Annotated in this window: 14 protein-coding genes; 4 read left to right on the forward strand and 10 right to left on the reverse strand. The window is 66.3% G+C overall.

Translation table 11 applies throughout. The features are described 5' to 3' along the window. Positions 1-4: 4 nt before the first annotated feature. Positions 5-1,102: a phosphotransferase family protein gene (locus tag LOC56_RS03585; protein WP_229950551.1), complete on the forward strand. Its 1,098-nt coding sequence runs from the start codon at positions 5-7 to the stop codon at positions 1,100-1,102. Between the two features lie 9 nt (positions 1,103-1,111). On the opposite strand, the gene LOC56_RS03590 is transcribed toward LOC56_RS03585, so the two are convergent. Beyond that, positions 1,112-2,149, reverse strand: a complete 1,038-nt coding sequence (locus LOC56_RS03590; RefSeq protein WP_229950554.1) for an NAD(P)-dependent alcohol dehydrogenase — start codon at positions 2,147-2,149, stop codon at positions 1,112-1,114. Between the two features lie 124 nt (positions 2,150-2,273). Between LOC56_RS03590 and LOC56_RS03595 the strand changes: the two genes are divergently transcribed. Then, positions 2,274-2,786: a hypothetical protein gene (locus LOC56_RS03595; protein ID WP_229950557.1), complete on the forward strand. Its 513-nt coding sequence runs from the start codon at positions 2,274-2,276 to the stop codon at positions 2,784-2,786. On the opposite strand, the gene LOC56_RS03600 is transcribed toward LOC56_RS03595, so the two are convergent. From LOC56_RS03600 to LOC56_RS03605, 3 genes are read right to left on the reverse strand one after another with little or no spacing between them, the layout of a single operon-like run. After that, the gene (locus LOC56_RS03600; protein ID WP_229950559.1) at positions 2,780-3,202 is read right to left on the reverse strand and encodes a DUF5956 family protein; all 423 of its coding nucleotides are present in this window, start codon (positions 3,200-3,202) and stop codon (positions 2,780-2,782) included. The two genes, LOC56_RS03595 and LOC56_RS03600, sit on opposite strands and share 7 nt — an antisense overlap. A 33-nt stretch (positions 3,203-3,235) precedes the next feature. Continuing rightward, entirely contained in the window at positions 3,236-3,337 is a 102-nt protein-coding gene (locus LOC56_RS16380) for an MFS transporter small subunit (RefSeq protein WP_442860062.1), read from the reverse strand. Continuing rightward, entirely contained in the window at positions 3,337-4,743 is a 1,407-nt protein-coding gene (locus LOC56_RS03605; protein WP_229950562.1) for an OFA family MFS transporter, read from the reverse strand. The genes LOC56_RS16380 and LOC56_RS03605 overlap by 1 nt, the downstream gene beginning before the upstream one ends. Before the next feature lie 384 nt (positions 4,744-5,127). Here LOC56_RS03605 and LOC56_RS03610 point away from each other — a divergent pair, with 384 nt between their 5' ends. Next, positions 5,128-6,711 carry a hypothetical protein gene (locus LOC56_RS03610; protein ID WP_229950565.1) on the forward strand — a complete coding sequence of 528 codons (1,584 nt, stop codon included), beginning with the start codon at positions 5,128-5,130 and terminating at the stop codon, positions 6,709-6,711. Positions 6,712-6,830: 119 nt separating this feature from the next. Here LOC56_RS03610 and LOC56_RS03615 read toward each other — a convergent pair whose 3' ends face one another. The 4 genes from LOC56_RS03615 to LOC56_RS03630 all read right to left on the reverse strand — a co-directional run bounded on the left by LOC56_RS03615 (position 6,831) and on the right by LOC56_RS03630 (position 10,155). After that, positions 6,831-7,586, reverse strand: coding sequence for an IclR family transcriptional regulator (locus LOC56_RS03615; protein WP_229950566.1), 756 nt, complete (start codon positions 7,584-7,586; stop codon positions 6,831-6,833). Between the two features lie 80 nt (positions 7,587-7,666). Next, positions 7,667-8,296, reverse strand: coding sequence for a dihydrofolate reductase family protein (locus LOC56_RS03620; RefSeq protein WP_331460905.1), 630 nt, complete (start codon positions 8,294-8,296; stop codon positions 7,667-7,669). A gap of 95 nt (positions 8,297-8,391) precedes the next feature. Next, positions 8,392-8,940, reverse strand: coding sequence for an acyl-CoA thioesterase (locus tag LOC56_RS03625; protein WP_229950569.1), 549 nt, complete (start codon positions 8,938-8,940; stop codon positions 8,392-8,394). Positions 8,941-9,048: 108 nt separating this feature from the next. Further along, the gene (locus tag LOC56_RS03630; protein WP_229950572.1) at positions 9,049-10,155 is read right to left on the reverse strand and encodes an NAD(P)-dependent alcohol dehydrogenase; all 1,107 of its coding nucleotides are present in this window, start codon (positions 10,153-10,155) and stop codon (positions 9,049-9,051) included. A gap of 142 nt (positions 10,156-10,297) precedes the next feature. Here LOC56_RS03630 and LOC56_RS03635 point away from each other — a divergent pair, with 142 nt between their 5' ends. After that, a complete protein-coding gene (locus LOC56_RS03635) occupies positions 10,298-10,594 on the forward strand; it encodes an EthD family reductase (protein ID WP_229950574.1) in 297 nt (98 codons plus the stop codon). Here the strand turns inward: LOC56_RS03635 and LOC56_RS03640 are convergent. Together LOC56_RS03640 and LOC56_RS03645 are read right to left on the reverse strand one after the other, a co-directional pair. Then, on the reverse strand, positions 10,578-11,171 hold the full coding sequence (locus LOC56_RS03640) for a DUF3592 domain-containing protein (RefSeq protein ID WP_229950577.1): 594 nt from the start codon (positions 11,169-11,171) through the stop codon (positions 10,578-10,580). The genes LOC56_RS03635 and LOC56_RS03640 overlap by 17 nt on opposite strands. A 114-nt stretch (positions 11,172-11,285) precedes the next feature. Beyond that, positions 11,286-11,972, reverse strand: a complete 687-nt coding sequence (locus LOC56_RS03645) for a DUF6308 family protein (RefSeq protein WP_229950579.1) — start codon at positions 11,970-11,972, stop codon at positions 11,286-11,288. Between the last annotated feature and the right edge of the window lie 6 nt (positions 11,973-11,978).

Below are 11,978 nucleotides of genomic sequence, written 5' to 3' on the forward strand. Positions count from 1 at the left end.
CCCCATGCACACCACTGCCGACGGCACCGAAGTTGTAGCCACCCGTTCCGAGGCCGAGGCATTGGCCTCCCCTCCGCTGCTGATCCTGGATGAGGTCACCGCGTTTTTCGACGCGCACGGCCTGGGTTCGGGGCAGCTGTCCTGGGCGCAGATCGGGGACGGGCAGTCCAATATCACCTACCGGATCCGGCGCGGGAACGATGACTTTGTGCTGCGCCGCGGCCCGCGCCCGCCGCTGCCCCGCTCCACCCATGACATGGTCCGCGAGGCCCGGATCCAGCAGCTGCTGCGCGTGCAGGGTGTGCCGGTGCCCGAAATCCTGGCCGTATGCGAAGACGAGTCGGTGCTCGGGGTGCCGTTCTACGTGATGGGTTTCCTCGACGGGCTGGTCATCACCAACACCATCCCGCCCGTGCTGTCCTCAATGGAGGACCGCCGGGCCACCAGCGCCGCCGTCGTCGACGCCCTGGTCCGCATCCATTCCGTGGATGTCAGCAGCGGGGACCTGGCCTCCTTCGGCAAGCCGGAGGGGTACCTGCAGCGCCAGGTGGACAGGTTCTCCGGGCTGTGGGAGGTCAACACCATGCGCAATCTGCCCGAGGTGGCCCGGATCGCCAGCTGGCTGGCGGACAACGTGCCGGACAGCCAGGCCTCCTCGGTGCTGCACGGGGATTACCGGCCCGGGAACCTGATGTTCGCCCCGCAGTCCCCCGCCCGGGTGATTGCCGTCCTGGACTGGGAAATGTCCGCCATCGGCGACCCGCTGGCCGATCTGGGCTACCTCACCGCCACCTACTCCGAGCCCGGCAGCATCGCTACGCCGCTGGAGCTGACCGGGGTGACCCGCAACCCCGGCTATTACTCCCGGGAGGAAGTCATCGAGGCGTACCGGCAGCGGATGGACCTGGATCTGGAAGCGCTGCCCTGGTACCAGACCCTGGCCCTGTGGAAGGCATCCATTTTCTGCGAGGCCATCTACACCCGCTGGCTCAAGGGCGAGCGCCCCAATGACCGGGTGTTCGCCCCGTCGCTGGAGGCCGGCGTGCCGCAGCTGCTGCGGGCCGCCGCCGGGTTCGCCGGGCTGGCAGCGGCACCGCTGTAGCTTCCGGCGTTACGGCACGACGACGGCGCGGCCGAGGAGCTGGTTGTTCTTCAGCTTTTCGTAGGCCGCCGGCGCTTCGTCCAGGCTGAACACCTCGGTGTGCACGTTGATGCCTTCGCCCCGCGCGAGGTCCAGCACCTCGAACAGCTCCGACCGGGAGCCCCAGTACGGGGCACGGATGGAGGTTTCCCACGCTGCGGTGGCGCCCAGCCCCACCGGCAGGGTGCCGGCGCCTACGCCCACCAGCACCTGGTCTCCTTGTGATCCCACCATCGCCTGGCCCAGGTCCAGCGTGGCTTGGTTGGTCACGAAGTCAAAGACGGCGTCCACGCCCCGCCCGCCGGTCAGGTCCCGGACCAGGTCCACCGCGCCGGGCTCGGACGGGAAGGTGTAGTGCGCGCCGACGTCGGTGGCGAGGTTCAGTTTCGCCTCATCAATATCCAACGCCACCACGGTGGCTGCGGTCATGGCCCGCAGGATCTGCACGGCCACATGCCCCAGCCCACCCACGCCGATGACGACGGCGACGGCACCGGAGGGCAGCTTCTCAAGCGAGCCCTTGATCGCATGGTAGGGAGTGAGCCCGGCATCGGTCAGGGACACGTTCTGCACCGGATCCAGGTCCCCGAGCGGAAGCAGATGACGGGGGCTGTCCACAATCAGGTATTCGGCTATGGCCCCGGGTGCGCCGAGCCCGGGCGGGACAATGCCGAACTTCGCGGCGTTCCGGCAGTAGTTCTCCCTGCCGCTGGAGCACTCGTAGCAAATCCCGCAGCCCCACGGCCCGTAGACGGCCATGGACGCGCCCTCCTCGATGTACTGCACACCGTTGCCCACCCGGTCCACCACGCCGGCACCCTCGTGCCCCAAGGTCAGGGGCAGACCGTAGATGTACTCCTCCTCGGGGAGGCTCATGATGAATTCGTCGGAGTGGCAGACCCCGGCGGCGGTCACCTTCAGCCGGACCTGCCCGGGGCCGGGCTCGGGGGTATCGATCTCCACCACTTCGGGCGGCTGGCCGATGGCGCGGTATTGAAGGGCCTTCATGGCATACTCCTGCTCTCCGCACCGGCGGGAATCCGCCACGGCACGATGGTTGGATTAGCACGTTAATCGTTGCACCCGCGTCCCCGGTTCCACAGCCCTTCCGGCGGCAGGTACCGTATGGGTCATGAAGAATCTTCCGCTGTCACTCGCGATCGCCGCTGTTTCCGGAGTATTCACCCTGTCTCGGCCCGCCGACTGGTCCCCGGGCCTGCGCCGCGCCTACGTTCTTGGTTCCGGCGCAGCCGTCGGCGCCATCGGCGTCGTGGCAGTCCGTAAGGGCGGCCGGAAAGGGAGGGAACTGGCTGCCGCCGGGACCGTTGACCTCGTCACCCCGTTCACGGCCGGAGCCGGGGGCGAATCCGCAACCGTGCCTTCCTACGTTGCCGCGCGCACGGACGGGTCCCAGACGCAGATGCCGGAAATTGCGCTGACAGGTCTGGCTGCACTGATGGGTGCAACCGTCAGCGGGATCACGGCGCTGACCCTGGTGCTGGATGAGGCTGTCGAAACGTGGCTGGTTCGGCGCGGAGCGGCCCGTCCCCGTCGCGTCATGGCAATGGCGGTGGCGCTCTATTCCCTGGTCATGGACCAGATGATGGGTTCGAAGGACGCCAAGGATTCGAAGCCCAGTCAGTAGAGCCGGCGCACCGCTTCCGCGATGACCGGATAGGCCCCCGTCACGTAAGCGGGGCCGTCGAAGTGGGGTATGCCTCCCACGTCATCGATCATTTCGTTCAGCCGCCGCCACAAGGCTTCATCGGTAGCGATCCCTGCGGGCCGGGCCAGGAACCAGACGTATCCCCGCGGAACAGGCGGAATGCCGACCAACGCCAGGTAGTCGTTGGTCATTTGGTAAACCCGTTCCTCGTCCTCGGGGGCGAACAGCTCCTGAGTCGGCAGGGTTTCATACAGTGTGCCGGGGCGGCGATAGGTGTATTGCGCCCGCGCCGCCCATCCCATCATGAGGAACCACCCCGTCAACGGCAGCTGGGTATAGGCGTCCGGCTCAGCTTCCGGCGGCAGGATCCGAACCTCATTCCAGCTGCCGGCCATGCCCTCTCCTTTACCCTGGTCCCCGGGCGATGCTCAGCCGAAGAGCGCCGCGGCCCGGGTCAGGGTCTGGAATACCCCGTAGGCCAGGGGGATCCCCACCAGCAGCCAGCTCACCGTCAACTTTGCCTTGGTCATCAGCGTTCTCCGTCCTGGGTTGCGGCCTGCGCCGGATCCGCCTGCGCGGCCTTCGGCGGTTCGTGATAGCGGGACGCAACCGGCGTCACCAGCAGGTTGGCGATGAAGCCCACCACCAGCAGTCCCACCATAGTCAGCAGGGCGGGATAGTAAGCCGCTGCCGTGAGCTCCCCGGGGGTGCCCTGCGCGTCCAGGAAGGAGTTGACGATCAACGGACCGGCGATTCCCGCAGCGGACCAGGCCGTGAGGAGCCGGCCGTGGATGGCACCGACCTGGAAGGTGCCGAAGAGGTCACGCAGGTAGGCGGGAACCGTGGCAAACCCGCCGCCGTAAAAGGACAGGATCACGAACGCCAGGGCCACATAGAGGATGGTGGACGTGTCCCCGAAGAAGGACAACAGGACGTACATAACGGCGCCTGCACCGAGGTAGAGCATGTAGATGCGCTTGCGGCCGATCACGTCCGAGGTGGCCGACCAGACAAAGCGCCCGCCCATGTTGCCGATCGAAAGCAGGCCGACAAATCCGCCGGCGACGGCGGCTGTCACCAGCGAGGCGCCGTCGGGCTGGCGGAAGAAGTCCTGGATCATGGGCGCTGCCTGTTCCAGGATGCCGATGCCTGCGGTGACGTTGCAGAAAAGCACAATCCAGACCAGCCAGAACTGCCGGGTCTTGATGGCGTTGGCGGCCGAAACGTGATTGGTGGTGACCAGGGACTTGGAGGCAACGGTGGAGGGGTCAAAGCCCTCGGGCTTCCAGTCCGCCGCCGGCACCCGGATGCTCCAGGCGCCGTAGAGCATGTACACCAGGTAGAGAGCGCCCAGGGTGAGGAACAGCTTGCCCACGGCGTCGCCGCTGGCCACCCAGCCGGGGGTGCCGGATTCAGGGTCAAAGAAGGTCAGCAGGGCCGAGGAGAGCGGGCTGGCGATCAACGCACCGCCGCCGAAGCCCATGATGGCCATGCCCGTGGCGAGGCCGGGCCGGTCGGGGAACCATTTGATCAGGGTGGAGACCGGGGAAATGTAACCGATGCCCAGGCCGATGCCGCCGATGAAGCCGTAGCCCAGATACAGCAGCCAGAGCTGCCCGGTGAAGATGCCTACGGCTCCGATCAGGAAGCCGCTCACCCAGAACATGGCCGAAACGAACATGGCCTTGCGGGGTCCGTTGGCATCCACCCATGTGCCCATTACGGCGGCGGAGAGTCCAAGCATCACGATGGCGATGGAGAAGATGATGCCGATCTGGGTGAGGCTCGCGCCGAAGTATTCCACGAGCGCCGTCTTATAGACGCTGGTGGCGTAGACCTGTCCGATACACAGGTGCACGGCCAGCGCAGCCGGCGGGATCAGCCACCGGTTGAATCCGGGTGGGGCGATGGTTCGGTCGCGGTCCAGCCAGCTCATACGGACTCCCTTGATTTAAGGCCGATCCTGTCTGCACCCAACGATGCCCGGTGTGAGCTGGGTTACGCAGCTTCGACACGCTGGTTTGCTGTAGCGCAGCAAAACATACCGCGCAACCTACTCGCCGGTAACTAATTTCGAAAAAGCCTTGCTTTGTTACCCGCGGGTAGCTTAGATGTAACAGACATCACACTGGTCTTTACCGATTACGTCTCAACGTAGCGACGGACCCGGTCACCTTGCATCCGCGGAGGCTGCGCCCACAGGCGTCGTGCTCGCCGCTTAGCCAGTCTCGAATCGTAAGAAGCAGAAGAAGGATATCCAATGACGAGTTCCACGTCCGGGCGCGCCTCCAGCCGCCCACATACACTTTTAACCGTACTTTTGGCGTTGTTCCTGGTCCTCCTCCTCGCCTTCTTCGTGCTCTTTACGGGCAAGGTTGCCAACGGCGCAACGGAGCTGAGTGACGGCGCCGAGCGCGCCTCCACCGGCGCAGGAGACCTGAAGGCCGGCGCCGAGAAGGCGCAGACCGGCGCCAAGGACCTCGCGGAGGGTACCGAAAAGGTGGACGCCGGTGCCAACACCCTGGCCGACGGAATCGGCTCCGCCAAGGCGGGCGTCACCACCCTCAAGGAAGGCGCCACCACGCTGGATGAAGGAGCCGTCAAGCTTCTCACCGGCGCCGAGGCCGCCAATGAGGGTGCCAACAAGCTTGCCGCCGGCGCCACCAACGCCCGGACGGGTGCGGGCACGCTGGCTGCCGGCGCGAGCAGCGCTTCCGACGGCGCCAACACGCTGGCTGCCGGTGCGACGACGGCGCGTGAGGGCTCAGACGATCTGGCCGCCGGTGCGAACGATCTGTACACGGGGATGGCGCCGTTGGTCAGCGGGTCTCAGCTCCTTGCTGACAAGTCCAAAGAGGCTGTAGCCGGGATCGGAGAGCTCGCTCCCGGTGCCGAGAGCGTTGACGGCGGAGCTCTCAAGATGTGGAAGGCTATCCACGACACTCCGGGCAAGGACGGGAAAACCGCTTACCAGAACATCAGTACTGACCTGGCTTCGTACCAGCCGGGTGCAACCTCTGCGGGCGTCGAGCAGCTTCGCGGCTTGGCTGATCTCAATGCAGCATCACTGGACTTCGTCACCGCAGGAGCTTTGGACCAGGCAGCTGACAAGCTCGAAGGCCTCGAGTGGCTGGTAGCAGGCCTCGATAACGGAATCACGGGCTACGACCCTGCAGTCGACGGCCCTACACCCTACCACCTGACTCGTGAGGGAACCCCCCAGGTCGATGGTCAAGGCCTCCTCTACGGCACCGGAGCCGTATTCAAGGGCCTTACCGAACTCAACACCAAGGCTCCCGCACTATCTGAAGGCGCTCAGACCGCAGCTGATGGGGTCAAGACGGCCTATGACGGTGCCGGAACGCTTTCCGGAGGTGCCGCCGAGCTCAACACCGGCCTGAAGACCCTCGAAACCGGCGCGTACACGCTGGCCGACGGCAACGGCCAGCTCGCCACCGGTGCAGGAACCCTCGCCACCGGCCTGGACACCCTGGAAACCGGCGCTTACACGCTGGCCGACGGCAACTACAAGATCTACGACGGCACCATCAGCCTCTCCGACGGCACCAGCCGCCTGGTCACCGGCACCGAGTCCCTGGACGAGGGTGTTGTGAAGCTCGACGACGGCGGCAAGACGCTGACCGACGGCACGAGCGACCTGAAGGACGGCGCCGAGAAGCTGGCCGACGGCAACACCGAACTGGCCGAAGGCAGCAAGACCCTGGCCGACGGCAACGGCAAGATCTCCGAAGGTGCAGACACCATGCGGGCCAGCACCACGGCGCTGACCCCGGGCGAAATCTTCACCTCCCCGAAGATCCTGGCCGTACTGATCCCGCTGCTCCTGCTGCTGATTCCGATCGGCATGCTGATCGCCGGCACCCGCCGCGGCACCCAGCACTAGGGTCCGGACAGCACACGGTTAGATCACACCGCATCACCTCGCATCACTGAGAAAAGGGCAGGTACCGCAGCCGCGGCACCTGCCCTTATCCGTGCCCGGGAAGGCTCCCGGGAAAGGTCCTAGCGGTTCAGCTCGGCGGAGATCTGCTCCACGGCTTCGCGCAGCAACGGCACCGCACGGTCCGCGAAGGCTTCATCCACCCGCGAGACCGGCCCCGAGACGGAAACCGCCGACGGCGTGGGCGCGTTGGGAACGGCCATGGCGAAGCAGCGCACCCCGAGTTCCTGTTCCTGCTCGTCCACGGAGTAGCCGCGTTCCCGGATGCCATCCAGGTCAGCCAGGAGCGCCTCGACGCTGCCCAGGCTGTGCCCGGTGGGGGTGGGCATGCCCGCCCTGCCCACGATGCTGCGGACCTGTTCATCCGGCAGCTGCGCCAGGATCGCCTTGCCGACGCCGGTGTCGTGGGTATGCACCCGGCGGCCGACTTCCGTGAACATCCGCATGGAATGCCGCGAGGGAACCTGGGCAACGTAGACCACCATGTCGGCGTCGAGCACTGCCATGTTGGAGGTCTCCCCCAGATCGTCCGCAAGGCCCTTCAGCTGCGGCATCGCCAGCGCACCGAGCTGCAGGTTGGCGCCTTCCCCGAGCCGGATCAGCTTCGGTCCGAGGGCGTAACGCCGGTTGGGCAGCTGCCGGGCGTAGCCCCGGCCCACGAGGGTGCGCAGCAGCCGGTGGATGGTGGGCAGGGGCAGGGAGGTGGAGGCGGCAAGTTCGCTCAGCGTTACTGCCCCGCCGGCGTCGGCAATCAGCTCGAGCAGCTCGAAGACCCGTTCCACCGACTGCACGCCGGATCCGGCGGCCCGTTCAGCCATGATTGCCCCTCCCCACGAATTGCCCTCACTTTATCGCAGAGCGGAAACTTTCTTCCTTATCCGGCGTCGTCGGAAAGGAATCAAAAGGAGAACCCGGGTCCGGTTCCGGAACCGGTTCCCGCTGGCAGCGCGGCCGGGTGCAGCGTCACGCAGACGGCGCCGGACCGCGTGGTCTGCGGCTGCGAGACGCTGTAGGAGGCGGTCTGGCGGATGTCTTCGAAGAGCCGCTTGCCCTCGGCCACCACCACCGGGAAAATCAGCAGCCGGTACGCGTCCACCAGCCCGGCCGCGGCCAGCGCCTGGACCAGCTGATAGCTGCCGTGCACCTGGAGTTCGCCGCTGCGCCGCGACTTCAGCCGTTCCACGCTGGAGATCAGCTCCCCCTCGAGCAGGAGCGTGTTGTGCCAGGGTGCCGGCGGCATTGCCGCGGAGACCAGATACTTCGGCAGGTTGTTCAAGGCTGTGGCAATGAAGTCCCCGGGTTGGTTTGCGGCCTCCCAGTAGGGCTGCATCATGTCGTACGTGTTGCGCCCCAGCAGCAGTGCATCGGCCATGCCGTACCACTCGGAGACAATCTGCTCCAGGTCAGGGTCAGCATGCGGAGTCAGCCACCCGCCGCCGGTGAAACCGCCGGACGGGTCTTCCTCCCTGCTGCCCGGAGCCTGCATCACGCCGTTCAACGTTAGAAAAGTGTTGACCGTCAGCTTCACCGAGCACCCCGTTCCTAGGTCCCCCTGCTTCTAGGTTCGGCCCGGCATCCGGGGGTGTCAACGGTTCCGGACAACGCCCGGGGCGGCAGCTCGGCTTAGGCCCAGGTGTGCGGAGCGGGGCGGCGGGTGCTCGGCAGGGCGACGGCGGCACGCCACTCGTTGATCCACTCCGGCAGTTCCAGGTCCGACGGCGGGACGGCACCCACGGCCTCGAAGATCTCCTCGTTGCTCACCGGTCCGTTCTTGGATACCAGGCGGGTGCAGATGACGGCGCTGGCGTAGATCTCGCCGTCCGCCACCATGCGCTGCTCGATGTAGATGGCCCGTTCATCGAACCCGATGACCCGGGTTTCAATGCTGTATTGCTGGTGCAGCTGCAGCGATTTGCGGAAGCTGATGGTTTCGTTGTTCGCCACCGGGCTCCAGCCGCGCTTTTTCATGATGTCCCAGACGCCGCTGCGGACCAGCAGATCGAAGCGGCCCAGGTCCATCAGCGAGAAGTACATGCCGTTGTTCAGGTGCATCGCAAAGTCGATGTCCGTGACCAGGACCTTCATGGGTACCGAGGAAGTCTCGAAGAAGCCCAGCTTGGGCCGGCGTCGGGCGCGGAACAGGGTCAGGATGGTGCGCAGAATGAGGTGCATGCCCGCTATATTACCGCTCAGTAACTTAGTGTCGAGGTGCGCCGCGGAGTTTTCTTTTCCCGCTCCGTTCCATGCGGACCGGATCCGGTCCCGCCACCGCCGCTCCCGTCAGCGCCACGGCTGGACCATGGCCTTCAGCGCCCCGGGTTCCCGGCCGGCGTCGAGCGCTTCCCGCACTTGGCCGAGCCCGAACTCATGGGTGACCAAAACGTCCAGGTCCACCTTGCCCTCTGCGACCAGCGAAATGGCCGTCGGCCAGGTGTTGGCGTAGCGGAAGACGCCGGTGAGCCAGATTTCGCGGTTCTGGATCACGCCGACCGGCAGTTCGACGTCCTCGGCCCCCATGCCCACCAACACGGCACGGCCGCCCGGGGCCACTGCCCGGATGCCGGCGCGGACCGCGCCGGGAGCTCCGGAGGCGTCGATGAACGCATCCACTCCCAGCCCGTCCACCGACTGGGAGGCATGCAGGGTGTGCGTGGCTCCATGCCGGGCGGCGAAGTCCAGCCGGTCCTGCGCGATGTCGCTGATGTACACGGCACTGGCCCCGAAGGCGCGGGCCACCTGGGCAATGATCACGCCGATCGGCCCGGCACCGGCTACCAGCACCCGCTGTCCGGTCCCGACGCCGGCCTTCCGGCAGGCCCAGATACCCACCGAGAGCGGCTCCATCAGGGCGGCGGCCTCGTCCGAGACGGCGTCCGGAACGGCGTGGGCGAAATCGGACTCGATCGCCACGTATTCGGCAAAGGCGCCGTCGACCGGCGGGGTGGCGTAGAAGGCCATGTCCGGGCACAGGTTGTAGCGGCCCTGCTTGCACTGCTCGCAGCGGCGGCAGGGTTTCTGCGGCTCGATGGATACCCGCTGGCCGATCCGGGCCGGATCCACGGAGGCGCCGACGGCGGCAATGGTCCCGGACGCTTCGTGCCCCAGGACCAGCGGCTCCTCCACGACAAACTGCCCGATCCGCCCGTGCCGGAAATAATGCACGTCACTGCCGCAGACGCCGACGGCGGCCACCCGGACCAGCACCTCGTTGGGCGCCAGCTGCGGAAGCGGGCGTTCATCGACGGAGAGCTGATTGGGCACGGTCTGGTCCGCGGCGCCGTCGGCGTTTCCGCCGCGGGTGGCCGGGACGCGCAGGACCGAGACGCGCATGCTGTCCGGAAGCTCCGGCGTCGGGGTCTCGGCGGCGGCGCGGGTGGAAAGTGACATTAGGGTTCCTCTTCGTTGCGGGACCGCGGGCATGGCGGCCCCGGCGTACTGAGGACTCTAGTCCGGTGCGGGACGCGCTGTCCTTAACCGGCGTCGGGCAAACCCTCTGTCCCGTTGCCACCGAGAGCGTTACCTTTTCTGCATGCACACCCTCGTTGTTTTGTTCCGGCAGCCGCGGGACCCGGCTGCCTTCCGCCGGCACTACCGCAACGTGCACCTGCCGCTGGTGCGCAACATCCCCGGTCTCCGCGAGCTGCGGGCTTCCGAGGAGCTGAGGTCGGCGGAGGAGCAGCCGCCGTATTTTGCACTGTTTGAAGCCGATTTCGACGACGAATCGGCCATGCAGGAGTCCCTGACCACCGCCGAGGGGCAGGCAGCCAACGCCGACATCCCCCGTTTCGCGACCGGCGGGCTGACCGTGTTTACGTACCGGAACTAGTGGCGGCTTCCTCGGCTGCTGCAGGAGTACTTTCTGATGCTGCTGCCTTTCGTTTTTTCCTAAAGCCCCGTATCGCCGGAACCAGGAACATGGTGCTCATGAGTACAGCGACCCCTCCGGGCAGTACCACGCCGGAAAATGTGCGTTCGTCGCCCTCTACAACGGCTTTGCCGGGATGGGCAGGGTCGTAGAAAAGCGTCACTTTGCTGCCGACCAGCTCCCAGTAGACGTCTGAAGTGGATCCTTCCTTCTTGCGGTGGTACCGCTCGCTATAACTCGTGGAATGGGTGTGTCCGCTTTCAACGTCGTACGCAACGGAGATGACTTTCCGCATGTTCCTCTTGCTTGTCCGCTCGAAGTCCACCTGCGTGACGACGCCCTGGGTGCGCACCCCGTCGGCCATCAGACGGTGGTCCTCCCGTGCGTGCCCAAGGTCAGTGGCTCCGAAAACGATTCCCACGATCAGGAGAAAAGCGCCGATCATCAGGTTGGTCGCCGGATGCTCTTTAGCCGTGCCCTTCCGCCTGCCGCGTCGATTCGCTTTCCGCGGCTCGGCCGGATCAATCTCTGCTTGCATTACTAAAGCCCCCAGGCCAGTTGATTTGCTTCAAGCACCCTACCCCTGAATTTACGGCGGGAGCTGTCTTCTCCCCGGCGCCCTCCGTGAAGTCCGCGCCCTGCTCCTTCCGGCTCAGTCGTCGTCGCCCGGCGCCGCCCGGAAACCGCGCTGCTTGGCGTCCATCCACAGCACCACGTCCATGGCCCGCAGGGCGGACACCCGGACCGGCAGCGCCGCCCGGTCCTGGACTTCGTCCAGGAGGCGGACCAGTTCCCGGTCATTGGCGGTCAGCAGCGCATGCCATTCCTCCCACTGTGTGAGGGAGGTCCCCGCCCCGATGCTGCGGGCAACCATCGGATCCCAGATCGGAATCAGTTTCGGCCGTTTGCGAGCCAGGAGCTTGCTGGTTTTCGTGGGGCCCATCTTCCACTGCCCGCCCCGGTAGCCGCGGAAAATCTCCCAGAGCAGCCATGCCGGGCTGTCCTTGCCGAGGACGTGGACGTATTCGACGCCGGTCACGTCCGCCAGTTCCAGGCTCACCGGAATCAGTTCCAGCAGCTCGCCGATCTCCGGTGCCTTGGTCTCGAGCAGCCCCACCACCGCCGGTCCCTTGATTTCTTCGCCGAGCAGGGCCAGCGCAACCAGGTCATCGGCGGTGATCCGGTCCGCGGCCTGCGGGGAGTCTCCCCCGCCGGCCCAGGTGTCGAACCTCGCCCCGGTCCGCACATGCCCGGAGGTCAGTTTCTGCGTGTAGTAGCGGCGCAGCAGTTCGGCGGCGTCGTCGATGTGGCCGGCGTCGAGGATGCCTGGTAGGTCCACGGGGTC

The organism is Arthrobacter sp. zg-Y179 (assembly GCF_020907345.1).
Classification (GTDB): Bacteria; Actinomycetota; Actinomycetes; order Actinomycetales; family Micrococcaceae; genus Arthrobacter_B; species Arthrobacter_B jinronghuae.